At 49.7% G+C, this 23,792-nt stretch carries 26 protein-coding genes and 1 pseudogene; 17 read left to right on the top strand and 10 right to left on the bottom strand.

Going from position 1 to position 23,792, the window contains the following annotated elements; all coding sequences use genetic code 11:
- Positions 1 to 186: pseudogene (locus I8J30_RS31325) on the bottom strand (hypothetical protein); the annotation flags it as partial.
- 67 nt (positions 187 to 253) lie between these two features.
- On the opposite strand from I8J30_RS31325, the gene I8J30_RS31320 reads away from it, so the two are divergent.
- Positions 254 to 973: an ABC transporter substrate-binding protein gene (locus tag I8J30_RS31320; RefSeq protein WP_240548519.1), complete on the top strand. Its 720-nt coding sequence runs from the start codon at positions 254 to 256 to the stop codon at positions 971 to 973.
- A 226-nt stretch (positions 974 to 1,199) separates the two neighbouring features.
- Here the strand turns inward: I8J30_RS31320 and I8J30_RS31315 are convergent, their stop codons facing one another.
- The 6 genes from I8J30_RS31315 to I8J30_RS31290 form a co-directional block, all read right to left on the bottom strand.
- Entirely contained in the window at positions 1,200 to 1,598 is a 399-nt protein-coding gene (locus I8J30_RS31315) for a VOC family protein (protein ID WP_210664289.1), read from the bottom strand.
- A gap of 155 nt (positions 1,599 to 1,753) precedes the next feature.
- On the bottom strand, positions 1,754 to 1,933 hold the full coding sequence (locus tag I8J30_RS34340; RefSeq protein ID WP_210664288.1) for a copper amine oxidase N-terminal domain-containing protein: 180 nt from the start codon (positions 1,931 to 1,933) through the stop codon (positions 1,754 to 1,756).
- Between the two features lie 15 nt (positions 1,934 to 1,948).
- Complete coding sequence (locus I8J30_RS31305) at positions 1,949 to 3,175, bottom strand: hypothetical protein (protein ID WP_210664287.1); 1,227 nt, start codon at positions 3,173 to 3,175, stop codon at positions 1,949 to 1,951.
- 406 nt (positions 3,176 to 3,581) lie between these two features.
- Entirely contained in the window at positions 3,582 to 5,093 is a 1,512-nt protein-coding gene (locus tag I8J30_RS31300) for an S-layer homology domain-containing protein (protein WP_210664286.1), read from the bottom strand.
- Between the two features lie 137 nt (positions 5,094 to 5,230).
- Positions 5,231 to 5,923: a response regulator transcription factor gene (locus I8J30_RS31295; RefSeq protein ID WP_210664285.1), complete on the bottom strand. Its 693-nt coding sequence runs from the start codon at positions 5,921 to 5,923 to the stop codon at positions 5,231 to 5,233.
- Positions 5,901 to 7,400, bottom strand: coding sequence for a sensor histidine kinase (locus tag I8J30_RS31290; RefSeq protein ID WP_210664284.1), 1,500 nt, complete (start codon positions 7,398 to 7,400; stop codon positions 5,901 to 5,903). Before I8J30_RS31290 ends, I8J30_RS31295 begins: the two co-directional genes overlap by 23 nt.
- 172 nt (positions 7,401 to 7,572) lie before the next feature.
- Here I8J30_RS31290 and I8J30_RS31285 point away from each other — a divergent pair, with 172 nt between their 5' ends.
- From I8J30_RS31285 to I8J30_RS31275, 3 genes are all read left to right on the top strand, one after another.
- Entirely contained in the window at positions 7,573 to 8,265 is a 693-nt protein-coding gene (locus I8J30_RS31285; RefSeq protein ID WP_210664283.1) for a response regulator transcription factor, read from the top strand.
- Entirely contained in the window at positions 8,255 to 9,709 is a 1,455-nt protein-coding gene (locus I8J30_RS31280) for a sensor histidine kinase (RefSeq protein WP_210664282.1), read from the top strand. Before I8J30_RS31285 ends, I8J30_RS31280 begins: the two co-directional genes overlap by 11 nt.
- Before the next feature lie 81 nt (positions 9,710 to 9,790).
- Positions 9,791 to 10,912 (top strand): TolB family protein, encoded by a 1,122-nt coding sequence (locus I8J30_RS31275; RefSeq protein ID WP_210664281.1) that lies wholly within the window; start codon positions 9,791 to 9,793, stop codon positions 10,910 to 10,912.
- A gap of 62 nt (positions 10,913 to 10,974) precedes the next feature.
- On the opposite strand, the gene I8J30_RS33835 is transcribed toward I8J30_RS31275, so the two are convergent.
- A complete protein-coding gene (locus I8J30_RS33835; protein WP_276316201.1) occupies positions 10,975 to 11,103 on the bottom strand; it encodes a hypothetical protein in 129 nt (42 codons plus the stop codon).
- Positions 11,104 to 11,278: 175 nt separating this feature from the next.
- Between I8J30_RS33835 and I8J30_RS31265 the strand changes: the two genes are divergently transcribed.
- The 10 genes from I8J30_RS31265 (at position 11,279) to murI (ending at position 19,566) form a co-directional block, all read left to right on the top strand.
- Positions 11,279 to 12,385 carry an iron-siderophore ABC transporter substrate-binding protein gene (locus I8J30_RS31265; RefSeq protein WP_210664280.1) on the top strand — a complete coding sequence of 369 codons (1,107 nt, stop codon included), beginning with the start codon at positions 11,279 to 11,281 and terminating at the stop codon, positions 12,383 to 12,385.
- On the top strand, positions 12,378 to 13,418 hold the full coding sequence (locus tag I8J30_RS31260; protein ID WP_210664279.1) for a FecCD family ABC transporter permease: 1,041 nt from the start codon (positions 12,378 to 12,380) through the stop codon (positions 13,416 to 13,418). Before I8J30_RS31265 ends, I8J30_RS31260 begins: the two co-directional genes overlap by 8 nt.
- Positions 13,418 to 14,449 (top strand): FecCD family ABC transporter permease, encoded by a 1,032-nt coding sequence (locus I8J30_RS31255; RefSeq protein ID WP_420831266.1) that lies wholly within the window; start codon positions 13,418 to 13,420, stop codon positions 14,447 to 14,449. The genes I8J30_RS31260 and I8J30_RS31255 overlap by 1 nt, the downstream gene beginning before the upstream one ends.
- Before the next feature lies 1 nt (position 14,450).
- Positions 14,451 to 15,284, top strand: a complete 834-nt coding sequence (locus I8J30_RS31250; protein WP_091225244.1) for an ABC transporter ATP-binding protein — start codon at positions 14,451 to 14,453, stop codon at positions 15,282 to 15,284.
- A complete protein-coding gene (locus I8J30_RS33410) occupies positions 15,281 to 15,454 on the top strand; it encodes a hypothetical protein (protein ID WP_240548518.1) in 174 nt (57 codons plus the stop codon). Before I8J30_RS31250 ends, I8J30_RS33410 begins: the two co-directional genes overlap by 4 nt.
- 25 nt (positions 15,455 to 15,479) lie before the next feature.
- The gene (locus I8J30_RS33405) at positions 15,480 to 15,767 is read left to right on the top strand and encodes a hypothetical protein (protein ID WP_240548517.1); all 288 of its coding nucleotides are present in this window, start codon (positions 15,480 to 15,482) and stop codon (positions 15,765 to 15,767) included.
- Positions 15,768 to 15,959: 192 nt separating this feature from the next.
- Positions 15,960 to 16,613: a response regulator transcription factor gene (locus I8J30_RS31240; protein ID WP_210664277.1), complete on the top strand. Its 654-nt coding sequence runs from the start codon at positions 15,960 to 15,962 to the stop codon at positions 16,611 to 16,613.
- Between the two features lie 2 nt (positions 16,614 to 16,615).
- Positions 16,616 to 18,013, top strand: coding sequence for a sensor histidine kinase (locus tag I8J30_RS31235; RefSeq protein ID WP_210664276.1), 1,398 nt, complete (start codon positions 16,616 to 16,618; stop codon positions 18,011 to 18,013).
- Positions 18,014 to 18,083: 70 nt separating this feature from the next.
- Positions 18,084 to 18,602 carry a hypothetical protein gene (locus tag I8J30_RS31230; RefSeq protein ID WP_210664275.1) on the top strand — a complete coding sequence of 173 codons (519 nt, stop codon included), beginning with the start codon at positions 18,084 to 18,086 and terminating at the stop codon, positions 18,600 to 18,602.
- Positions 18,603 to 18,801: 199 nt separating this feature from the next.
- Entirely contained in the window at positions 18,802 to 19,566 is a 765-nt protein-coding gene (gene murI / locus I8J30_RS31225) for a glutamate racemase (protein WP_210664274.1), read from the top strand.
- A gap of 65 nt (positions 19,567 to 19,631) precedes the next feature.
- Here the strand turns inward: murI and udk are convergent, their stop codons facing one another.
- Complete coding sequence (gene udk / locus I8J30_RS31220; protein ID WP_210664273.1) at positions 19,632 to 20,261, bottom strand: uridine kinase; 630 nt, start codon at positions 20,259 to 20,261, stop codon at positions 19,632 to 19,634.
- Positions 20,262 to 20,478: 217 nt separating this feature from the next.
- Here udk and I8J30_RS31215 point away from each other — a divergent pair, with 217 nt between their 5' ends.
- Together I8J30_RS31215 and I8J30_RS31210 are read left to right on the top strand one after the other, a co-directional pair.
- Positions 20,479 to 20,781, top strand: a complete 303-nt coding sequence (locus I8J30_RS31215) for a hypothetical protein (protein ID WP_210664272.1) — start codon at positions 20,479 to 20,481, stop codon at positions 20,779 to 20,781.
- Positions 20,782 to 20,907: 126 nt separating this feature from the next.
- Positions 20,908 to 22,383, top strand: a complete 1,476-nt coding sequence (locus I8J30_RS31210; RefSeq protein ID WP_210664271.1) for a DHA2 family efflux MFS transporter permease subunit — start codon at positions 20,908 to 20,910, stop codon at positions 22,381 to 22,383.
- Positions 22,384 to 22,454: 71 nt separating this feature from the next.
- On the opposite strand, the gene I8J30_RS31205 is transcribed toward I8J30_RS31210, so the two are convergent.
- Positions 22,455 to 23,027 carry a GNAT family N-acetyltransferase gene (locus tag I8J30_RS31205; protein WP_210664270.1) on the bottom strand — a complete coding sequence of 191 codons (573 nt, stop codon included), beginning with the start codon at positions 23,025 to 23,027 and terminating at the stop codon, positions 22,455 to 22,457.
- Positions 23,028 to 23,105: 78 nt separating this feature from the next.
- On the opposite strand from I8J30_RS31205, the gene I8J30_RS31200 reads away from it, so the two are divergent.
- Positions 23,106 to 23,783, top strand: a complete 678-nt coding sequence (locus I8J30_RS31200) for a class I SAM-dependent methyltransferase (protein WP_338044982.1) — start codon at positions 23,106 to 23,108, stop codon at positions 23,781 to 23,783.
- The last annotated feature ends 9 nt before the right edge of the window (positions 23,784 to 23,792 follow it).

Raw genomic sequence — 23,792 nt, 5'->3', positions numbered from 1 at the left:
GATTCGGCGACGTATGGGGTGATTGCTGATCAGCTCGGATTCTTTGGTCGTGTAGCCTGTACTTGTCAGCAAAGAGATGACCTGAAAACGGGAAATGTCGCGATTTAACCCCGTAGCGCGCATTAGGATGGCGGAAATTTCAACAACCGCAAGGACGATGACGAAATAGACGAGAATGAAACCCAAGCGCGTTCCCTCCTAGTCTCATTAGATATATTGCTTTCTTTTTACCCCAGATGCGAAGGATTAAAGCATGGCCAATACGCGTCCGGCGGCGGAACTGTTACTCCATTTAGGATTGGGTGACAAGATCGTAGGGGTAGGGGCTAACTTCGGAGTACCCGACCCATCGGTAGAGACGGGATACGCGAAATTGAACATCTTGAGTAAAGATTATGTCGGTAAAGAAGTAACCCTGGGTACAAATCCGGATTTTGTATTCGGCCGAGGCGGCTTGTTCGCGAATCAGGACTGGGGAACAGGAACGGTTAATGTACTCAATGATATGAAGATCAATACGTATGTGCTGGAGTCATCGATTACAGCCGGTACTTACGATTCTATCTATAAGGATATCGCAAACGTCGGGAAAGTCTTCCATGTGAAGGAAAAAGCGGATCAGTTCATCCAAGAACTGAAAGATAAGCAGGCTGCTATTAATGCCAAATTGGAAGGCATTCAAGATCATAATACGTTCGCTTATTTGCACACGAACGATCCGAAAGAGTTGTATGTGTATCCGGCAAGTAACGAATCCTTCTTTAACAATGCTTTTAGCATGATCAAGTTAGATAATGTATTCGTGAATGAAAAAGGAGACGTCAGCGTCGAAACGCTGATTGCTACAGATCCGGACATTTTGATCTTGCCTAAATGGGACGAAACGGATCTCAATAAAGTAAGAGAAGATATCTATGCCAACCCGAAGTTATCGAGCATGAAAGCCGTTAAGAATAAGCAATTTATGTTGTAGATTATAACTATTTGTTCGGCTATAGCTATAATACGATTGATGGTATGGAGAAATTGGCCAAAGAAATCTACCCTGATTTGTTTAAATTAAGTGGCAGGCAGGGCTCCAAACGTTTACTTTCTGATAGGTTTAGCAAAAAACTCAAGGCCGTCGTGTGGCGGCCTTGAGTTTTTTTCATTGAACACATCACCAAGTGGGCTATACGCCTTGGTGCGTATCTTACCCATTAAGCCGGATTAACCGCAAAAAGCGAATGGATATTGTCCTCGGGATCGGCGAAGAAGCAGGCCGTGTGTCCCCAAGGCTGGAGTGTCGGCTCGGTAATCGGCACGGCGCCTTGCGCGACGTATTGTTCAAACAGCACATGCACCGCCTCGGGAGAATCGCACTCGAAATTGAGCTCGAAAGCTTGGCCTTGGCGATGGTTGAGGAAAGATGGATGGTTATTCGTGTTTTCCGCCATTAAAGACCTCGAGCAGAATGCAAGTCGAACGCCGTCGTTCACCAGCGCCACGTAATGGTCCTCTTCGACAGCCGCTTGAAATCCGATCACATTTTTATAGAAGCTTGCCAACGATGCGACATCATCGGCCAAAATCGTAATGCCCTCCAACTTGACCCTCACAGTGCTATCCCCTTTTCGGATAATAATAGAAAATTATACCTTATATTAAATTGGGGCGGAAGCACTGCGAGCTTCTTCGCCTTGCGCGATAGGCCGTGTTTGTCGTCGTCGATGCCTCAATGACTTGAGGTTAGAAATGTCCGCCCTATCTCCATTCAGACTCTTACCCGACCGATATTGACGGACGAACTCATGTAATCCCAGCTTACGTTCCTTCCAAGAGCTTCTCCAATAAATCGGAGCGGTACATAGATGGAGTTGTTTGTAATCTTGAGAGCCACGATTAGCTGCTTTGCATGCCCATTTATGAAAGCAGTTTTAGAGCCAAGTGTCATCTGAATGGACAAACCTTATTGATCGAATGAGAAACTGGTTTCCTCTATGTTATCAATTTTCCAGATTTGTTTATCGCTGCTTTTAAGTGTAAAGACCAAGTTGTAGTTTTGGCCTGTCCACATTTCTTTGACATAAACTTTTCGATAAGTGATATTGGTCGCATCTCCTTTTCGAGATGGTTCGCTCTCAGGATTGGAGCAGACATACCCGTAAAACTCGGTGACGCTTCTATCTCGGTAACTCTCATGATTCATTTTGTTTGTTAGTATGTAGGAGGAAACTCCCGTAATGCCATTCATGTAGTTGTATGTATAACCTATCGTAAAATAGGACAAATATTGTTTAGTATCCTTGTCGTCTTTGTGCTTTGCCATCCGGTACTTGTAGAAAGCGTCAATTGGTGCAATGACCTGCTTGTCTTCTGCATACTGCGGAGAAACGGGATTATACTTACTTTTATCTTGTTGATAATTAGTTTTAAATGTTTCAATCGATCTGACTTTATCTTTTGGAATAATAAGCATTTTTTTAACTGAAATATCGTACCCGATAATAAAGTTAGTATTAATATCGAATCGTAGTAGTTGAATTTGTCGATTGTCCTCGACTGTTACATTCATCAGTTGTAAGCCTGATTTTTCATGTCTGTATGCATTGACGATTTGGCCTTGCGAGTAAAGTCCATTTAAATAGATAGTTGAAACCAATATAATGGTTGCTATAACGCAGAAGTATAAAATCCAGAATGGACGTTCTATCTGCAGTTGAAGAGAATTTCTGTTGATCTGAAAAAATTGAAAGAATAGAAATGTGACAAAAAAGGATGAACTATATATTGGTGCGTAAACGAATCGTGCATCAATAGAGGTATCCCATTTTACTATTATAGATTGCACATACGCAATTAAGATGAGAAAAGTTAAACAAAGGGTTGTGAAGCACATTAACCTCCACTTTCTGTTGATTTTATTTATTAATCTAATAATATTGGAACCCAACATATTAACCCATATATGCCCCAAGATGAGAGAGACGGCTATACACGCGGAAACCATAATCCCATTTGTAATGTAGAGATAATAAGATACAGGAGTAACGTAAAAGATTTTATTGAAAATAAAACCTTCCGAAAGAAAAGGAGAGAAGGCACCTTGGACGTAGATTATTCCGATCAAATAAATGGTGAATGGTGCATACCAAAGCTTCTGAATATAAGCAAAAAACTTATGGATAATTAACATTTAATATCCCCTTAATCTGATGCTGTGTAGTCGTACAATAAATTCTAGAATAGTTTTCAATAAGTATATCAGGAGTATTTGAATTATTATACATAAATTTTACAAATTTCGACAATTTAGTAGGCTTGGGTGAATATGCTTTTCGGTGAAAAAAGTACATTGTTCATATGGCGTTGTGCTTATTTGCGTTTTGATCTTGACTAGACTGTTACGGTTATTAATTTGTGCTCTTTGAATCAAGAAGAGGAATTGATTTTAATCCATACGGATCTTTCCATAAAAATAGAGCCGGCATCGTATATACGATACCGGCTCTCGGTCATGAGGCTGTCGTCATGGACAATTGCTTCGAGCAGAGTCGCCCATCCATCATCATGATGATCCTCTATGATAACGGCTGCTGAGATTATTGCGTCTTTAGGGATACGACGCCCGAGGCCTTCGACCAGTCGCCGATCGGCTTGACGGTGTATGTCGTCGCTTTGGTTAACTTTGCGCCGTTCGCCAAATCGAACACGCCGACGGCGTCTTTACGGCTGGAATACTTGTAGGTCGCAATGGTTTGATCTCCGTTAGGAGCCATCAGGACGACGCTGCGGCCCGAGAACAACTCGTCCTGCGGATCTTGCGCCAACGTCACTTCAATCGAAGTCTCGCTGACCGCCGTCGCGCCTGCCAATTCCAACGGTTCGACCGTCTTCGCGACGAATGTCGCGTGCGCAAGGTTAGCCCAATCGGAAGTGACCGTATAGGTGACGCCTGGAGTCAGGACTTGGCCTTCAGGCAAACGGAATTTAGACTCTTGTTTGCCGTCGGTCGACTGCGTGAAAGGCACGTATTTCGCCACCATTGGTGATCCGCCTTCCGGAGTAACCGTCACTTGTCTGGCCTGCATGGACGAAATGATCTGGTACGTCTTGCCGCCGGCTTGTTCATGATCGTCCAATACGAAAGCATTCGCGCCGCGACCGCCGCTGTAGGCGGAGATAATATAACCGTAGTCCACGATCCCGTTCGCCTTCAAGGCCTCGATTTCGAAAGTATCGTTCGTCACCTGGCGCGCCTCCGTCATGCCGATTTTCGTGCCTTTGCCGACGAACGAGCCTGCAGCTTGTCCTTTGTATGCAAGATCGTATGTCGCACCGGTTTGTTGAACGGAGGTCGGTACGATATAAGTGGCGACGGAACCCGTTTTCAATCGAGGCATATTCGTAAGCGTTAATCCATGGGTAAAGACGAAATCGGTCTTGGCTATATCAAAAGCTTCATTGGCTGTCGTCAACGGCTTATCGAACGTGACGATCAACGTGATTGCATTGAGCGATCGGATGCTAGTCGGCTTCGCATGATCGGAAGGCAATGCTTTATGCGCCATTTGAAGCACATACGCCGTCTCGCCGCGCAATATCGCGTTGCCGGGGGAAGCGACGGAGCTCATCCAATGTTGAACCGATTTGATATCGCGCTTTAACGCTTTGGACACGGTTTGAGCCAATTCCTCGCCCGACACGGTTCCTTTCGGATGAAAGGCGCCGTTGTCCGTTTGCATGATGCCCAAGCCTACGACTTTGGCCGTATCGGCGTAGAACCAAGCATTCGGGCTGGCATCCGCGATCGTTGCCGGAAGCGCCGATTGATCATCCAAACCGAATTCACGGACGAGCAATGCCGCCAGTTCCGCTCGGGTAAGCGGTCGATTTGTACCCATCTCGCCGCTGGCATCGCCATGCATGATGCCAAGCTTATTCAACTCCGCGATCGCGGCTTGAATCTCTTGGTTCGTCAATTGCGATAACGCCGCGGCGACTTTCTCCGGGCTGGAAGCGGCTTGCGCAAGCAGAGCCGTATGCGGTACAGTCGTCGCTCCTATGGCAGTCGCAGCCAGAAGCGTAAACACTTTCTTCATGATTGGTTTCATTCATCGTTCCTCCTCTAGGGTCGTTGCTTAAACGTACCTCTAGCATAGAAGACAGAATGAAACTTTCTGGGTTAAAGTTATTAACAAAATCTAAACAGAATCTAATCTTTTGCGAAAATGCGAGCCGTGCTACTTCGTTATACCGTAAATCGGTATCCCGCGCCCCACACGGTCTCGATATATTGAGGATTGGAGGGATCCGCTTCAAGCTTGCCTCGCAATTTGCGGATATGAACGGTTACCGTCGCGATGTCGCCGCTGGCGTCCATGCCCCAGATTCGCTCGAACAGCTCCGTTTTGCCGAATACCCGGTTCGGATGACTGGCCAGAAATACAAGCAGATCGAATTCCTTCGTCGTAATCGCGACTTCCACGCCTCTGATATAAACCCTGCGCGAGGCTTTGTCGATATGAAGCCCGCGGATATCGATTTCTTCGGGATCCCCCAGTTTGTTTTTGCTCAGCAGTCTCTCATATCGCGTCAAATGGGCTTTCGCCCGTGCGACCAGCTCGCTCGGGCTGAATGGCTTCGTGATATAATCGTCCACGCCTAAATTGAAAGAGCGAATCTTATCGATTTCTTCCGTTTTGGCGGACACGACGAGAATGGGCACTTCTTTCGCTTCGCGAATTCGGCGGCATACCTCGTATCCATTGAGCCTTGGCAGCATTAAATCCACAATGACGAGATGGTAGTCCGTGCCGAGTGCTTTGTGTAGTCCTTCTTCTCCGTCATGGCACAGATCGACGTCAAAGCCGTTCAGCTCGAAATAATCGCGCTCCAGCTGGGCAATCGTCGTCTCATCCTCAATGATCAGAATTCGTGCCATCGCCTAAGCCGCCTCCCTCCGTCGGTATTCTTCTTAGTCTGACGATGATGGTCGTTCCCTCGCCGGGCTTGCTCTCCGCCCGAATTTCTCCGCCGTGCCCCTCGACGATTTGACGTGCGATGGCAAGTCCAAGTCCGCTGCCGCCCGTCTTCGAGTTACGCGATAACTCCGCCCGATAGAAGCGTTCGAAGATGTGGGGCAGCGCTTCTTCGGCAATGCCTTGTCCATTATCCTCGAAGGTCACGGTCGCCCATTGGGGATCCGCCTGCAGGGAAATGCTCATGCGTTTGTGTTCTTTGTTCATATACTTCAGCGCATTGTCCATAATATTCATGACGGTTCGCTTTAACTTTTCCAAGTCCGCTTCGACCATGACGGGCGCTGCTGCCTCGTTGTTCCATGCCAATGTGACCCCTTTATCCTCCAGGTCGTACCGCAGCTCCTCCATACTATCTTCCATGAATTCGACGATGTTCATTTTCTCGAGATGAAACGGCACTTGTTTGAAATCCAGCTTGGAATAGAGGAAAAGTTCTTCCACGAGCCGGTCCATGTTTGCCGCCTTCGCATGAATAATGTTCACATAGGCGTTCATCTTCTCGGGGGTATTGGCGACGCCGTCCCGAATGCCTTCGATATAGCCCCTGATATCGGTTAAAGGAGTCCGCAAATCATGGGAAATGTTCGAAATCAACTCTTTTCGGTTCTCTTCGTCCTGTAAGCGAAGCCGATTCGATTGCTGCAGCTGCACGCGCATGTTCTCGAACGCTTGTTGGAGCCGGCCTACTTCATCCTTCGACGGCGGATCGAGCTCGAATTGCAAATTGCCTTCTTCGATCTGTTCGGCGGAGCCTCTAAGCCGATGAAGCGGCCGGACGACGCTGCGCGTAATCCAGCGATACAGCAATACGTTCGCGATGACGAGCACACAGACGAGCAGAATAGTCAGGACGGGCAGCAGCCTGCGAGTAAGATCCGCGAAAGGGCTGCGCTCCCGAATGACGAACACGCTTCCTCTGGCTCCGTCCGCATAACGGAAGTCAAACTTCGCATAAGCGTAGAAGCGTTCGTTAATGTTGAACGTCCCGCGAATTTGGGTGTTGTCGAGATCATACGGCGGCAATGCCCGGTCCAAGTTCGGCTGGTTAAACGTAAAAGACTCGAATAGCTGACTGCTCTCGCGCCTCACGTAAAGACCGGTTTTCTCCGCGCGAAGCTTGAAATCGTACTCACGCAAAAGAGGCATGTCCCGAAAGCTGTCCGGATCGTTCTTCGCAACGAATTTCAGCTCTTGGAAAATCGATTCACCCTGCTCCGTAAGCGGGTTAATCCGATAGTGCGCTTTATATATATCGCGAAAGCTTTGCAGATCTCCCGTGGCCGCGATCGTATAGAGGCTGGCCGTGAGCAGAATAAACAACAGACTAATGACAAGCATGCTTGAAAAAGACAGCAGCATTCTGATGCGAATCGACATGTTCTCACCTTCTTAAGCGAACGCGGATGATTGGTTATTGCACATGTTAGCACATTTGAATCGCCCAAACCAACACGGAACGCCACGCTGCAGCAAGGTTGGATTTTCGTTCCAGCCGCAAAGCCATTATAATGGAAGCACACGATAACGACACGGGGCAGGTGCTAATGCCATGCAAGCAAAGATCATGGTCATCGAAGACGAGAGAGCGATTGCGGATGCGATCTCCTATGCCTTAAAGCGCGAAGGATACGAGGTAGAGGTCATCGATCGCGGAGATATTGCCGCGAAGCGGCTTGGCGAGACTCGTCCCGACGCCATCATTCTGGATGTGATGCTGCCCGGCATGGACGGCTACGACGTGCTGAAGAAGCTGCAGGACAAAGGCGGAATTGGCGTCATCATGCTGACGGCCAAGGAAGACATCGTGAACAAGGTGCTCGGGCTGGAGCTTGGGGCCGACGACTATATGACGAAACCCTTTGACATGCGGGAGCTGCTTGCGCGGCTCAAGTCCCTGCTCAGACGGATACAGGCCGCCGGAGAGCAGAAGCCCAGAGAGGTGCAACTGGGTGGAGTGAATGTGCATGTTGCGAGAAGAACGGTAATGGCGGGAGAACGCAAGCTGGAGCTGACGCCCAAGGAATTCGATCTGTTGGCGCTGCTGGCAGCCAATCCCGACAGGGTGTACGAGAGGGAGCAATTGCTCGACCTGGTGTGGGGGATGGATTATTACGGGGGCACGCGTACGGTCGACATTCATGTGCAGCGGCTGCGCAAGAAGCTGGGACCCGACTACGGCGACATCATCCAAACCGTGCATGGCATCGGGTATAGGGCGTCCGGAGGACACGATGAGAATTAGCATCAAGCTGAAATTCAGCCTGTTCCTCGCCGCTATTTTGTTGCTCACCGTAATCGTGCTCAGCATGCTGGTTTTGCAGGGAATTGAGCGGAATCAGCGCGTGCAGGCGGAGGGACTCCTCTCTCAGCAAGCCGACACGGCAAACGTTTATTTCATCCAATCCATTATGGAACAGTCCAATAAAGTTCCCCAGACATTCTTGAAGACCAGAGGCGCGGCGTTCAGCGAGCAACTGGAGCTGATCAGCGGGCAGCCCGTCGTCCTGTACGATGGGGGCGGCTCCGTCATCGGCAGGGCCGCCGCTCCTCCCTCTCTCAGTATCAAGCAAACGCTGGCGTATGCGCTTGAGAACAAGACCGCTTATTTGGTGGAAGGCGAGTCCATGTATTATTTGACTCCGCTGCGCGCGGGCGGCGAGCAGGTCGGCGTCGTCCAGTTTTATTATTCCCTCCATGACCACCAAGCGTTCTACAACGAAATCAGGCGATTGTTTATCTATATCGGAGCGGGCGTGTTTGTGCTCAGCTTCCTGTTCGCTTACTTATTTTTTAATTCCTTCGCTCGCAGCATCATTAGGCTGAATGATTCGGTAAGCCGTATCCGAGAGGGACAGTTTACGGTGCCGACAATGAAACGCAGGGACGAGCTCGGGGAACTCAGCGCGGGCATTGCCGCCATGAGCGAACGTCTCAGGGACACGATGCGAGATAAGGACGAGGAGCGGGAGAAGCTGGCGCTTGCGGTTCGCAAGCTATCCGAGCTTGATCGGCAGCAGAAGGAGTTTATCGGCAATGTCACGCATGAGTTCAAGACGCCGCTGACTTCCGTTAAAGCCTACCTCGATCTTCTCGACATGTATCCGGACGACGAGGAGCTGCTGGCCACGGCCAAAACCCATATCGCCGGAGAGACGCAAAGGCTCTACGAAATGGTGGAGAAGGTGCTGCAGTTGTCCGCGATGGAGAAATACGATTTTGAATATAACAAGGAAAGGCTTGAAGTGCGGGGTACGATTGAGTCGGCGCTGACCTTTCTAAAGGGAAAAATGGAGAAGTTCGGCCTCACGCTTGAGACGGATTTGCACGAAGCCTACATGGAAGCGGATAAGGATTATATGAATATTATCCTGGCGAACCTGCTGGACAACGCCATCAAATACAACAGGACAGACGGCCGCATACGCGTAAGCAACTTCGTCAGGGACAATCAGGTTGTCATCGAAATATCCGATACGGGGATAGGCATTCCGGAAGAGGTTGCGGATCGCATTTTTGAAGCGTTTTACACGGTGGATAAGAACAGATCGAGGGAGTATGGGGGCGCCGGATTGGGACTGTCGCTGGCGAAACGGTATGCAGAGACGCAGGGAGGCAGCATCTCCATCGTGAAGTCGGATGGAAGCGGCACGACGTTCCGAGTAACGTTCCCTTGTCAATCTCGATAAGATTGTTTACAACTTGGAAATAACTCGTTGTTCTTTCGCAATATTCGGTTGGTAGAGTAAGCATTGAAGGAGGCGATCGCATTGAACAAAACCAAAATAGCCATCATGGCATGCGTACCCGCACTGCTGCTTGCCATCACCGCTTGCAGCGAAAATAACGGAGGGAACCGTCAGGTCATTCATGAACCGGGGAAAACCATCACCGTCATTGATAACGAAAGCAAGACACCGACAGCCGAACCGGCCATTACGGTTGGCGACTATAAGATGTATGAGAAGACGGAGATATTCGGCTGGCTGGACGAGGATACGGTTATCGTATCCAAGGAGAACGAGTCTTTAGCGAAAATGAAGCTGGAGGAGCTGGCGGATTCCTATCCGCGCAGCCTGTACCGACTTAATCTGAAGACAGGAGAGCTCGTCCCGCTGAAAGAACAGGAGAACGCGTTCTTGGGAGGTGCCAGCTTGTCTCCGGACAGAAAACATCTCATCTACCAGGAGTATACGCTCGGCGATCCCGCTTATTATGTCATGAACCTGGAAACGCTGAAGTCGTTCGGGCTGGCCGGTGAACCCATCGGTGGAGCCGTGAGCGCCGGGTGGGCGGATGATGGCAGCATCATCGGAGCTTCTTATGCAGGCGGAGCTTACACGGCAACCACGAAAGGCGATATCGCCGCGCTTAAGGAATTAAACGAAGGCGCATTGATAATCGTAGCCAAGCTGGGCGACAGCATCTATTACAACTCCAATGCGGATGAAGCGCTGAAGGTGCTCAATCTGAATACTAAGGAGACCAAGGATATGGGGCTCGGTTCCGTGGGCGGCGTCATTCCTTCGCCTGACGGAAAGCAACTGCTGGTGAAGCAATATAAAGGCTCTAAAGTGAACCTTGTGCTGTGCGATCTGGATGGAGGGAACGCGAAGACCATCGCGGAAGGAGAGGAGCTTGGCGGAATCTCCTGGTCGGCGGATCAGCGGTTAATCGCGTACGGCATGCGGGCAGAGGTAAGCGGCGCGACGGTCAAAGGCTTGTACGTCCACGATCTGCTGTCCAATGAAGCGACCCGCATCGCGGTCGACGTCGAGAACGCCGTGAGTTCCTCGTGGAGCCCTTCAGGAGACAAATTGTCCTACTCGGTGTGGAACGGCAGCGGCTACGACAGCAACGTCGTCGAGATTCATACTTCCTTACAGCCCTAATACGCCAAAGACCGGAACGCCTCCGTTGGGAGTTGTTCCGGTCTTTGTTTGTGAGGAGCTGCTTATTTGTTGTTCATTACGGAAACGATCTCGTCGGGCGGCCGATCGAGCGTGATCGGATCGTCGAAATTAAACTTGCTGTTCAACCAATAGACGTGGCCGGACTGAACGGCGGGAATCGCTTTCCACACCCCGCTGTCGATCAATTTATTCTGTCTGGCGGTCGTTTCATCGGATACGATTCCGAATAACCGCTTTAAGCTGAGAACATTCTGTGAACGTCCATTGACAGGTCTTCAGAACCATTTTATAATATTGAAAATGATAATCGTTATCATTACTTGATGATAGGATGGGGTTATACCAATGATATCCAAACGCAAATTTGTAGTGTCAACTCTTCTCGCTTCACTTACGCTGATGCTCGCGCTAACAGGCTGCGGCAGCAACGGCAATACCAACAGTAACGCGGCGAATTCCACGAATTCCTCGACAACGAACTCGAACGTCGCGACTAATGCGCCGGCTTCGGAAGAGACTGCTTCCGAGGAAGCAACGCAGCAATATCCGATTACTATTAAGCATGCATTCGGCGAAACGGTACTAGAGAAGAAACCTGAACGTATCGCGACAATCTCGTGGGCGAACCAAGACGTTGCTCTGGCGCTCGGCGTCGTGCCTGTCGGATTCTCGGCGGCGAACTACGGTGTTCAGGACGGCAGCGGCCTATTGCCTTGGACGAAGAAGAAGCTCGACGAGCTTGGTGCAACATCCCCTAACATTTTCCAAGATACAGATGGTCTTGATTTCGAAGCCATTTCAGACGCGAAGCCGGACGTCATTCTGGCCGCTTATTCCGGTCTTACGAAGGAAGACTACGAAACATTGAGCAAGATCGCTCCGGTAGTCGCTTATCAGAAGAGCCCTTGGGTTACGAGCTGGCAAGAGATGATCAAGTTCGATTCGATGGGTATGGGCATGGAAGCGGAAGGCGATCAGCTCATTAAGGATACGGAAGCCATCATTAAAGAAAAAGCAAGCGCTTATCCGGACATTCAAGGCAAGAATGCTCTATTCGCATTCATTTCTCCGGACGACATGTCGAAAATTTCGATTTATGCACCCGGAGATCCTCGCGGCGACTTCTTAGTTGAGCTCGGCATGAAATACTCGGACACCGTCCTCAGCAAAGTGTCCAAGGACAGCTTCTATTTCGAGCTTAGCGCCGAGAACGCGGACATCCTAAACGATACCGACCTTATTGTTACTTACGGGGACGATGCTCTGTTGAAGAAGCTCCAAGCTGATCCGTTGCTCGGCAAAGTTCCGGCAATCGCTAAAGGCTCCGTCGTGTTGATCAAAGACAACACGCCTCTGGCTGCTGCAGGCAATCCGAATCCGCTGTCGATCTCTTATACGCTCGACGAATACTTGAAACTGATCGATGCGGCTGCCAAGAAGGCAAATGGTTAATCTAATCTCGCCCGTATCTAAGCAGCTAAAGTCGTCAGTGCCCACGCACTTCGCGATCGTCTTGATTATCGGCTTGGCCGCGCTCGGCGCATGCATCGTGGCGTCTCTGGCATTCGGCTCTCGGGTTATCGGCATTAAGGACATGATGGACGGGTTGTTTAACCCGGGCGCCGATTCGTTCGGCGCCAGCGTCATGCACCAGCGCGTCGCCCGAACCGTGTTCAGTCTCTGCTGCGGCGGGGCGCTTGGCATCGCAGGTTCTCTCATGCAGGCGGTCACGCGCAATCCGATTGCCGATCCGAGCGTGCTTGGGGTCAATACCGGCGCGGCATTGTTCGTCGTTAGCGGAATCGCGTTCTTCCATATCAGCACGGCTAACCAATATATTGCGCTGGCTTGTGCAGGAGCGGCGATTACCGCGGTGTTCGTGTTTGGCATCGGTTCATTGGGGCGAGGCGGACCTACGCCTATCAAGCTCGTGTTAGCGGGTGCGGCGACAAGCGCCGCACTTTCTTCGCTTATCAGCGCCATCATGATTCCGCGCACCGAAGTCATGGACCGGTTTCGGTACTGGCAGATGGGAAGCGTCGGTTCGGCGAATTGGCATGATATCACGACGTTCTTGCCCTTTCTCATCATTGGTATCCTCATTGCAATCGCATCGGCTGCAGCCCTCAATGCGTTGGCGCTTGGCGACGAGGCAGCGAGCGGACTGGGCGTGCGAACGGGCGTTTTACGACTCATTGCATCGATAGCAGGCGTCTTACTTTGCGGTACCGTCACTGCGCTCGCTGGGCCAATCGGCTTCATTGGACTGCTCGCGACCCACGTAATCCGTCTGTTGATCGGACCGGATCAACGTTATCTTATTCCGATGTCGGCCTTGGCCGGGGCCATTATCTTGACAATCTCCGACGTCGTCGGCAGAGTCCTCGGCAGCCCCGGGGAGCTGGAGGTCGGCATGGTCACCGCATTCGTCGGTGCTCCGATCCTCATCCTGCTGGCGATTCGATCGAAAGTGCGATCCTTATGATGAATACGACGACGATTAACCTCATTATGGCGGGCAGGCGTCTAAGGCACCGCCGATTTGTACTGATTACTTCCTTGCTCGGGGGCATTTCCTGCCTGCTTTGCTTCGCAATGCTTTATTTTGGCAATACGATCTATCCGGTAAAAGACATCGTACGGGTTCTGCTGGGCGAAGAAGTCAAAGGCTTGACCTTCACCATGGAGACAATCCGGTTGCCGCGCATGCTGGCGGGACTGCTGGCAGGCTTCGCTTTCGGATTAGCGGGCAATACGTTTCAGACGATGCTTCGAAATCCGCTTGCGAATCCGGACGTATTGGGCATTACCACGAGTTCCAGCGTCGCGGCCGTATTTTGCATCATCTTCCTTCATACGAGCGAAGCGGTCGTTTCCATTTCGGCCTTCCTTGCAGGCTTAGCTTCGGTGATGCTGCTCTATCTGTTGTCACGTCGAAAAACCTTCTCGATTGGGCGGCTCGTTCTGATCGGCATCGGTCTTGATGCCATGTTCGGGTCCGTCATTACTTACTTGTTAAAAATAAGCGCCGAATACGACATTCCCGCGGCATTCCGATGGCTAAGCGGCAGCCTCAACGGCTCCCAATTAGATGAACTCCCGCCGTTAGCGACTACGGTTTTGGTATGTACGCCGATTATCGTGCTATTGGGCAAGCGCCTCAGCCTGCTCGAGCTCGGTGAACAATCGGCTTCTTCCCTGGGAATTCATACGGACAAAACCCGCATTCTGCTGATCTTAAGCTCCGTCTGCTTGATTGCCATAGCGACCGCAACGACAGGCCCGATTGCTTTCGTAGCTTTTCTGGCGGGCCCAATCGCGAAGCGGTTGGTCGGCGTCGGCTACTCAACCGTTATTCCTGCCGGTCTGGTCGGCGTTATCTTGGTTCTAGGGGCTGATTTGATCGGCCAGTATGCTTTCGAGACCCGGTTTCCCGTTGGCGTCATCACCGGTATTCTCGGAGCGCCGTATCTGATCTACCTGCTTATCCGAATGAACCGAAAGGGGGATTTCTAACATGAAACCCAGCCATCAGTTCCAAGCTGAACAAACCGTTGCGGGTTATGACAACAAAACGATTATCCATGGCGTAAGCTTAGCCGTTCCCAGCAATCAGATAAGCGTCATTATCGGAGCAAACGCATGCGGGAAGTCCACGCTGCTGAAAACCATGGCGAAGCTGATTAAACCGGAATCCGGCCAAATCACGCTGGACGGCAAGGCGCTTAGCGAATTCTCGCCTAAGCCGCTCGCCCGGATCCTCGGCATATTGCCGCAGTCGCCGATCGTGCCGGAAGGCATTACCGTCGCGGATTTGGTCGGCCGAGGGCGTTTCCCGCACCAGAGCTGGCTCGGCGGATGGACGAAGAAGGATTACGAAGCCGTCGCCGAAGCCATGGACATTATGAAGATCGCAGATCTCGGCGACCGGAATATCGATGAGCTGTCCGGCGGCCAGAGGCAGCGTGTCTGGATTGCGATGGCACTGGCGCAGCAGACGGACATTCTGTTCCTCGATGAGCCGACAACCTTCCTGGATATCACCTACCAGGTCGAGATATTGGATTTGTTGACGGATCTCAACCGTAAGCACGGCACGACGATCGTCATGGTGCTTCACGACATTAACTTGTCCGCCCGTTATGCGGACTATATCTTCGCTCTTCGCGAAGGCAAGCTGGTGGCGGAAGGCAAACCGTCCGAGGTCATTACGGCCGGCTTAATCCAAGATGTCTTCGGCCTCGACTGTACGGTCATTCGCGACCCTGTGTCCGACTCCCCGCTGGTCGTGCCGATCGGCCGCCATCATGCGCGCAGTCTAAAGCTTATTCACGCCGAAGGGAAACGATGATGAGTCATACTGCTTTGCCGTGGAGAGAAGTTCTGACGGGCGACGCCTTGCATACCATTACCGGCGATGTGAGGGTAATCGAAGCGTTCCCGATTCCGCAGCTGCAGACTGAGCGCAGAGTGTGGATCTACTTGCCGAGAAGCTATCACGAAGGTACTCGCTCAGTTTGACCGGGTTGGCGGTCTATCGTTTGTCATGTGGCATGACAACGGCGCAATTATTGAATTGATCCAACAGTCGGTTATTTCTCCTACGCTGCGCGTCTATCTGAGCATCGGCGAATTGGAAACCGACAATCCGGACTTTAATCGGATTGCCAATGAGCACGTCACGCTGGCCCGCCAGACGCTGATTGAAGCAGGGGTAGCGGAAGGCCGAATTCAATTCGACTTCATTCCTGGCGGAACGCACCACGAGTCTACTTGGGGACCGCTGTTTGCAAAAATCATCGTTGGCTGCTCCGGCCATAACATAGTGCAATAATGCGAAGTTCAATACAGAGCACGGCGAGAAGGATGCCGTCGCTCTGTTTTTTTATGGCTTAAACCAGCTACGGGATTTCCTCTTCTTCGAATAGATAAACTACCGCGGGGTAAGCTGTGGGAAATAGAATTTTACAACTCTATGATAACTTTTAAGATCAGAATTGCTATCATGGCGTAGAGGTGTAGGCATATGGCGAAAATACTGATTGTTGATGATGAGAAGGCCATTAACGATTTGATTGCGGTCAATTTAAAGATGGTCGGGCATGAGTATGTCCAATTGTATAGCGGAGATCAAGTATTGCAAACCTTAAATGAGGCGCGTATCGATTTAATCATCCTGGACGTGATGCTGCCTGGCAGAGACGGCTTTGAAATCATGCAGGATATTATGAAACGGGGCGTGCCGGTTATCTTCTTAACGGCAAGAAATTCGGTTACCGATAAAGTGTTTGGCCTGCAAATCGGAGCAGAAGACTATATCGTCAAGCCTTTCGAAGCCGTGGAGCTCATCGCTCGGATCCATGTCATTTTGAGAAGGAACCAGAAGGCTACAACCGAATTCAGGCTGGATGACACCGTAGTCGATTTGGACAAGCACACCGTGACCGTTCAAGGACAAATCGTCGAAATCACCAACAAGGAATTTCAATTATTGGATCTTCTCGTACAAAATAAAAACATCGCGTTATCCCGCGAAAAAATTATCGAGCAAACCTGGGGCTTCGATTTCTATGGAGAAACAAGAACCGTTGACGTGCACATTCAGAAACTGAGAAAGAAACTAAATTGGGAAGACCGGATCAAGACGGTATATAAATACGGTTACAGGCTAGAGGTGTAGAGGTGAAATTTTGGCAGAAAACCTATCTGGGCGTATTGATTGTCTTTCTGATCGCCTTCGACCTCGGAGCCTATGCGCTTCTCAAGAAGAGCTATGAACTAAACGAACAATTGGATATCTCAAGAGGCGTGAGCGAATACGGGAGCATCCAAAAATCATTAAGCTATATCCTTCGCGTTTATACGGAGAGTTCGGGAAATACCAACTATGAATCGTTAATTGCCAGCTTCGCGTCAAATCATTATAAAGAGGATATCCTTCTGGAGGTGTACCGAGCGGATGAATTGATTTTCTCCAATGCCTATCAGTTTGAAGGGAAGCGCGCAGAGCTGCACGGAGATCCATACCACTTCGTTTACAGAAAAATGAATGGCGAGCTATGGCTGTTTGTCGGCGGGAAAATGGAACTCCAGGATTTGAGATTGGTTATTTCGAGAAAATCGGATTATTTGCAGGAATATCATATTACTTTACGGCAGTATTTCACGAAATTGAGCGTTGTGATTTCAATTATTTTGTCGGCAGCGCTTATTTTTCTGTTATTTCAATTAACCGCGCCTATTCGCAGGTTGAACAAAGGCGTAAAGGCGATTGCCGCAGGAGCGTATGAGCAACGAGTGAAAGTTGGAGGAAACGACGAAATCGGGGAATTGGCACAGGATTTCAACAGGATGGCAGATGCGGTTTCCAATCATATTGATACAATCAAAAAGGCGAGCGAAGACAAAGAGATATTCATCAATAACCTTACGCATGAACTGAAAACACCGATTACGGCGATCAAAGGATACAGCGAGTTTTTGAATCAGGCCAATTATAATGAGGAAGAAAGGAAAATGGCAGTCCGTTATATCTATGAGCATATTGCGCGGCTGGATGTTCTCTCGGGAAAAATGATGCAATTGCTGTACTTGAAGAGTGGGGAGATTGCCATGGAGCCCATCGAAATCGAAAATCTGTTCTCCTACGTGGTCCGCATGGAGCGGCAACATATCGAGGCAAAGCAGATAACGGTAGCACGTGAGTGCTCGGCCAACCTGGTCTATGGAGATCGGGACCTATTGCAGTCCTTGTTCATTAACTTAATCGAAAACAGCATCAAAGCTTCCTCGTTCGGGGGAGAGATTCAATTGAGAAGTTATCCCCACGGTGAAGGCGTTGTGCTCGAGGTGTTGGATTATGGAAGAGGCATACCGGAGAAGGACATTGCGAAAATTACCGAAGCGTTCTATGTCGTGGACCGTTCCCGTTCCAAAGAACTGGGTGGGATTGGGCTTGGTTTATCCATCTGCAATGAGATTGCCCGGCTCCATCATGCAACACTCCAAATCGACTCCAAAGAAAATGAATATACAAAGGTGTCCGTTTATTTTACAACTCCCTTACAACTTGAAGATTAGTTCATAACGCGGCTCCGTTATAGTTGGTTTGTAGCTACGAAACACCACAAACTATTGGAGGTAATAAGAAATGAATAAAAAATTTATCACTGCAGCAATGACTCTGGGTGTAGCAACCATTCTGGTTGCGGGAAACGGCATTATTTCAGCAAACGCTTCTACGAATACTGATGTTCAAAAGGTAAAGGTTATCGGCAAACATCAACAACCCGATTTGGCTACCGAAATTGCAGGCCCAGGCTCAAAGCCGGGGATTATCAACAACGATTTGCCGGTAAACGAAAAGGAAGCGGTTGAGATTGCGGGGAAAGCGATTGAAGAAAAATTTAAGGTTTCATTAAGCGGCTTGAAAATTTCCTATGATTTGGGCACGCGAGTAGACATGGAAGGAAAGTACTATTTTGTAACCTATGAAAATCAACAATACACCTATACCGATGCCGAACTCATCAAAGCGAAGCGGGATTTAAAGGCAGGTAAAGAAATCGATATCAAGTGGAATGATATTTACGTGGTATTTGTAAACGCCGAAACCGGGGAAGTCGTTACCGTTGAGAAGAATCCAACGGCAGCAGAAGGAGAATTTTAATTCAATACAATGAATTCCCTGTAGCTATTGGGGGACATACCCATGAGTCGTATAAGTTTATTCGACTCATGGGTTTTTTATTGCCGGAGACAGCGCAAAGTCATCGATGACGTCATGTCTGTTCTTGCCCTAGGGACTTCAATCGCGATATGCTGTAGGTATTAATATGACTACATCATTCGATAGGAATTGATCCCCTATGAAACTCGGTTTTTTTGACTCCGGCATTGGCGGGCTTACGGTCTTGGCGGAAGCGCTTAGGCTGCTCCCGGCTGAGGATTATCTCTATATGGCCGATACTACGCACGTCCCATACGGCACCAAATCGAAGGAAGAGGTTCAGACCTTCGTCTTTGAAGCTGTGGAGAAGATGGTTCAGCAAGGCATCGATGCGCTTGTTATTGCATGCAACACGGCGACAAGCATTGCGATCAACGAGCTGAGGGAGCGGTACTCCTTCCCGATTGTGGGTATGGAGCCTGCCGTCAAACCTGCCGTAGAGATGAACCGCGCGACCGGCAAAAGAGTTCTTGTATTGGCTACGCCTCTTACCTTGCAGATGCCTAAATATTATGCGCTTGTATCCCGCGTGGATCAAGACGGAATCGTGGATTCACTGCCGTTGCCTGAGCTTGTCGGGTACTGCGAATCCCTTCAATTCGATAGGAAAGTCATGGGTGAATACTTCCTGGCTAAGCTTGCCCCCTATGATCTTGACCGGTACGGCATTATTGTATTGGGCTGCACGCATTATCCGTTTTATACGGATATTCTCCGCGATATTTTGCCGTCTCATATTGAGATTGTCAATGGCAACGCGGGCACGGTTAGAAGACTCTCGGCGTTGTTGACTCGCTACGGCATCGATACGGGTTTGGGGAGCGGAAATGTAACGTTCATGTGTACCGGCGGAGAAGCCGCGTATATAGAAAAAATGCGGTTGGCTCTGACCCTTCTCAGATGAAACGCGAATAGGTAACATAAAAAACATCGCCAAGGGGCTGCCTGGGCGATGTTTTTTGCATTCTGTTATTCGTCTGTACGTTCTTCGCCTAAATATTTCTCCGTCAATATGGACAACAGTCGGATGCCCACTTCGTTTTGCCCGCCTTCGGGGATGATGATGTCGGCGTATTTCTTGGACGGTTCGATGAAGGCATCATGCATGGGCTTGACGGTCTGCAAGTATTGATCATGGACGGATTGAATCGACCGGCCTCGCTCTTCGATGTCGCGCAGCACCCGGCGCAGAATCCGCACGTCGGGATCGGTGTCGACGAACACCTTGATGTCGAGCATCGCTCGCAGATTTTCGTCAGACAGCACGTGAAGTCCTTCAATAATGACGATGTTGTAAGGCATGAGCTTCTCGGTTTTATCCTTGAAGCGGGCATGCGACGTGAAATCGTATATCGGTGCGTAGACCGTTTGTCCTTCTTTCAGCAGTTTCAAATGTTCGACCAACAGATCGTTCTCGAACACGAGCGGATGATCGTAGTTCAGCAGCTCGCGTTCAGCCATTGAAAGATGGGGATGGTCTTTGTAGTAATTATCTTGCGAAATAAACGTCACTTTGTCAGATCCGTGATGTTCGATGACCGAGCGTGCGACCGTTGTTTTGCCCGATCCCGTGCCGCCTGCAATTCCGATGATTAGCATAGCTGTCGATAAGACCTCGCTTATGTGTAATTACATTAATCTCAATATTGTAGCACAGTAGCGCAGGGAATCACAAAGCGCCGGCCTCGGCGTACGAATATCTTTTTGCGTTGGGGAATGTCCTGCAAAGGAGACTCAGATCATCCGATAATATAGGAGAATGCCACGAACGATGTGCGCAAAGTCGACAACTAAGAGTAAAAGGAGAGGGTTATGTATGCACTACCAGTTCTGCCAGCAAGTGAAGATCGTGGATATGGATGATGAAATTATTTCGGAAGTGTTATTCGAGCATGGGGAGTTCGAGACGGCAGCTTTGTCGATCGGTTCATCTGTCCTGATTCATCAATTGGGATTGAGGGAGTTTAGCGTGGTCTACGACAGAAGGGAAGGCAAAATCGCCCGTTATCAGGTCGCGGATATCGAGATCGATCTGATTACGCAGCCGGTGGTTACTCGGGTATACCTGGAACCGGTGAAGCTTATCGTCGGCCAGCACGATATCGGGGAAATGGCCTGAATCCGAGAAATAGCCACAAGCCGCCGAAAACAAAAATTAACAATAAAAGTCGGTTAGGCGATTGCAAAAATTCCCCAATAATAGTACCGTTTATTGGTAGAAGATTAAGCGAAATGAGGAGATAAGTTGTCTAACCATTCGAATGCAGCTGCTGCCTTGGAGGATGCACCATTTTCGATGAAGGCGATTATGGGGCCGCTTATGGCAATCGTTGTCGGGATGATCATGGTCATCCTCGACAGCACGGTAATGAACATTGCATTGCCGACTTTGATGGACGATTTCAAGTCATCCGTTAATACGATGCAATGGTCCATTACGGCGTATACGCTGGCGCTTTCCGCGGTTATTCCGCTGGCCGGCTGGCTGACCGACCGATTCGGCGCCAAACAAGTTTTCCTGATTACGATTTTCTTGTTCGCGGCAGGCTCCCTTCTGTGTTCCTTTGCCACAACGCCGGAACAGCTGATTATCTATCGTGTTATTCAAGGAATCGGCGGAGGCATGGTGCAGCCGATCGGGATGGCGATTATTTTCAAGCTCGCTCCTCCTAACAAGCAAGGCGCGGTCATGGGCATGCTCGGCATTCCGATGATGCTGGGACCTGCGCTCGGACCGGTATTGGGCGGTTATTTGCTGGAATACGCGACTTGGCACTGGATCTTCCTCATCAATCTGCCAATCGGTATTATCGCAATCCTAGTCGGACTTAAGTACCTGCCGAAAGTAGAACGCAAAACCGTGCCGGAACTCGATATTTGGGGCATGCTTCTTGCACCGATCGCATTCGCAACGTTATCTTACGCGGTTAGTGAAGGCGGCAAGGACTGGGGTTCTACGAAAACGATTGTCGGCTTAATCGTAGGCGTTGTAGCCTTGGTGTTGTTCATCTTCGTCGAGCTGCGCCATAAACAACCGTTACTGGAGCTTCGCGCGTTCAAGTCTGCGGACTTCACCATCGGCATGGTCACATCTTGGTTGATGTTCATGGCCTTATTCGGCTCCTTCTTATTCGTGCCGATGTACATGCAGCAGGTATTTCATTATGAGCCGCTCAAAACCGGGTTTATGATCCTGCCGCAAGTCGCGATGACAGGATTGTTTATGCCAATTGGCGGCAAACTGTTCGATAAATTCGGCGCTCGCGCCGTATGTGTGGTCGGGGTCGCCTTTGTTGCGGCAGGCATGTTCTATATGTCGCAAATTCAAGCGGATTCCGGCGCAGGATTCGTGATCGTCGCAACGATGATTATGGGCGTAGGCATGGGACTGTCGATGATGCCGGTCAATACGCACATCTTGAAAGCCGCGCCGCGCCATCTGGTAGGCCGTGTAACGCCGCTTACATCTGCTGCCCAGCAAGTCGTGGTTTCGTTCGCGGTTGCGGGCTTGGCCAGTTATCTGAGTACGCGGGTTGCGGATCATATGACGGCTAGCAAAGGCGATGCCGCTGTCTCGCTCGTCGCAGGGTTCGGAGATACGTTCTTCATCGCCGGATGCATCGCTACGGCCGGCGCCTTGTTGGCTATTCTGCTTCGGAAGCCGAAAGTCGCGGAAGGCGAAACAACGGATCAAGTGAATGCTCCTGTCATGATGCATTAAGCGCGTATGAGAAAAAGGCTTCATCGTCCTTGGGACGGTGAGGCCTTTATCCATTTTCCGAATCAAAGCGTTCAACTTAACAATAAAGCAAGCATAACCACGTCAAGGAAGGTTTTCGTAACATCGTGTAATAAATACTGTTTTAATAATCCTTCTTCTTGAAAGCCCAGTTTTTTTAACACCTTTAGCGAGGCAGCATTCTCAGGGAGGACTTCAGCTTGAATGCGGTTGTGCCCGATATGTTTCCGGTTGAAGTCCAGAACGGATCGCAGCGCTTCGGACATGATGCCTTTGTTCCAACACTCGGGCTTTAGATCGAATCCGAGGGTAAGTGGGAAGAAGGGAGCTTCTTTAAAATGACCTCGGGTAGGCATGAGCATGAGCGTGCCTACAAATTGCATCGTACTGTTAAGGGATATGCCCCAAGGAATTAGTTTCTTATCTGTATAGGCTTGATTCCAAGAGTCGATCAGCACTCGCGTATCCTCGACCGAGGAGGGCCCGTACCAATCCAAATGTTTCGTGACCAGAGGGTCGGAGTAAAAAGCGTAGATGTCCCTGGCATCCGCGGCATTCATTTGTCGTAGAACCAACCGTTCCGTATACAGGGTGGGAAATGAAGGAAATAGGCTTTCGCTGCTCATAGATGTTCACTTGCCTTTATAATAAGAATATAATCAGGCAATCATATCGGACCATCCTTAAAAGCAACTTAAAAAAGCATAAAATCTTCGGCATTTAATAGAAGAGTACGGTATGGGCGGGAAGCTGCTCGACAAAACCTTGTTGGATTGGATGTAAACATCATCAACGGGAACTTCGAGGAATGGCAGCCCGAGGCGGGGAATGGTTACGATCTGGTATTCGCTGCAACCGCTTGGAATTGGATAGATCCCGAGGTTCGATACAAGAAGGCGTGGCAGGCTCTTCATCCCGGCGGACACCTGGCGTTCTGGAACGCCAATCATGTTTTTGCGGATGAGGGAGATCCTTTCTTTCATGAAATTCAAGACGTGTACTATGAAATCGGTGAAGGGAAGCGGGTGGAGAACAACGACTGGCCGCGGGTTGGAGAGCTTCAGGAGCAAGCAGACGAGATTGAGAGCAGCGGGTTGTTTCAGGTTGTTCATCTCCGGCATTTCGATTGGGAGCGTATCTATCATGTTGAAGAGTACATTAAACTGCTTGAAACCTTCTCCGGGCACATCCTTATGGAGGAATGGAAGCGAAATAAGCTGTATAACGAAATCCGAGTTCGCCTGAATAAACGCCCGGATCAGATCGTTCGCCGTCACTGGGGTGCTGTTCTCCATGTCGCACGTCGCATAGATCGAGGAAAGCGCGAGGGTTCTGCAAAAAAAATAATGCAAGGAGGGGATGAAAGCTGTTCAGATTTTTAGCATTCTTTG

The organism is Paenibacillus lignilyticus (assembly GCF_017942085.1).
Classification (GTDB): Bacteria; Bacillota; Bacilli; order Paenibacillales; family Paenibacillaceae; genus Paenibacillus_Z; species Paenibacillus_Z lignilyticus.
This window is presented reverse-complemented; position numbering and strand designations above follow the sequence as displayed.

What these genes read in the sequence shown, in the direction of transcription:
- I8J30_RS31320 (WP_240548519.1), top strand. Translation starts at nt 254, where the DNA reads ATGGCCAATACGCGTCCGGCGGCGGAACTGTTACTCCATTTAGGATTG.
- I8J30_RS34340 (WP_210664288.1), bottom strand. Translation starts at nt 1,933, where the DNA reads ATGACACTTGGCTCTAAAACTGCTTTCATAAATGGGCATGCAAAGCAG.
- I8J30_RS31305 (WP_210664287.1), bottom strand. Translation starts at nt 3,175, where the DNA reads ATGTTAATTATCCATAAGTTTTTTGCTTATATTCAGAAGCTTTGGTAT.
- I8J30_RS31300 (WP_210664286.1), bottom strand. Translation starts at nt 5,093, where the DNA reads ATGAAACCAATCATGAAGAAAGTGTTTACGCTTCTGGCTGCGACTGCC.
- I8J30_RS31295 (WP_210664285.1), bottom strand. Translation starts at nt 5,923, where the DNA reads ATGGCACGAATTCTGATCATTGAGGATGAGACGACGATTGCCCAGCTG.
- I8J30_RS31290 (WP_210664284.1), bottom strand. Translation starts at nt 7,400, where the DNA reads ATGTCGATTCGCATCAGAATGCTGCTGTCTTTTTCAAGCATGCTTGTC.
- I8J30_RS31285 (WP_210664283.1), top strand. Translation starts at nt 7,573, where the DNA reads ATGCAAGCAAAGATCATGGTCATCGAAGACGAGAGAGCGATTGCGGAT.
- I8J30_RS31280 (WP_210664282.1), top strand. Translation starts at nt 8,255, where the DNA reads ATGAGAATTAGCATCAAGCTGAAATTCAGCCTGTTCCTCGCCGCTATT.
- I8J30_RS31265 (WP_210664280.1), top strand. Translation starts at nt 11,279, where the DNA reads ATGATATCCAAACGCAAATTTGTAGTGTCAACTCTTCTCGCTTCACTT.
- I8J30_RS31260 (WP_210664279.1), top strand. Translation starts at nt 12,378, where the DNA reads ATGGTTAATCTAATCTCGCCCGTATCTAAGCAGCTAAAGTCGTCAGTG.
- I8J30_RS31255 (WP_420831266.1), top strand. Translation starts at nt 13,418, where the DNA reads ATGAATACGACGACGATTAACCTCATTATGGCGGGCAGGCGTCTAAGG.
- I8J30_RS31250 (WP_091225244.1), top strand. Translation starts at nt 14,451, where the DNA reads ATGAAACCCAGCCATCAGTTCCAAGCTGAACAAACCGTTGCGGGTTAT.
- I8J30_RS33410 (WP_240548518.1), top strand. Translation starts at nt 15,281, where the DNA reads ATGATGAGTCATACTGCTTTGCCGTGGAGAGAAGTTCTGACGGGCGAC.
- I8J30_RS33405 (WP_240548517.1), top strand. Translation starts at nt 15,480, where the DNA reads ATGTGGCATGACAACGGCGCAATTATTGAATTGATCCAACAGTCGGTT.
- I8J30_RS31240 (WP_210664277.1), top strand. Translation starts at nt 15,960, where the DNA reads ATGGCGAAAATACTGATTGTTGATGATGAGAAGGCCATTAACGATTTG.
- I8J30_RS31230 (WP_210664275.1), top strand. Translation starts at nt 18,084, where the DNA reads ATGAATAAAAAATTTATCACTGCAGCAATGACTCTGGGTGTAGCAACC.
- murI (WP_210664274.1), top strand. Translation starts at nt 18,802, where the DNA reads ATGAAACTCGGTTTTTTTGACTCCGGCATTGGCGGGCTTACGGTCTTG.
- udk (WP_210664273.1), bottom strand. Translation starts at nt 20,261, where the DNA reads ATGCTAATCATCGGAATTGCAGGCGGCACGGGATCGGGCAAAACAACG.
- I8J30_RS31215 (WP_210664272.1), top strand. Translation starts at nt 20,479, where the DNA reads ATGCACTACCAGTTCTGCCAGCAAGTGAAGATCGTGGATATGGATGAT.
- I8J30_RS31205 (WP_210664270.1), bottom strand. Translation starts at nt 23,027, where the DNA reads ATGAGCAGCGAAAGCCTATTTCCTTCATTTCCCACCCTGTATACGGAA.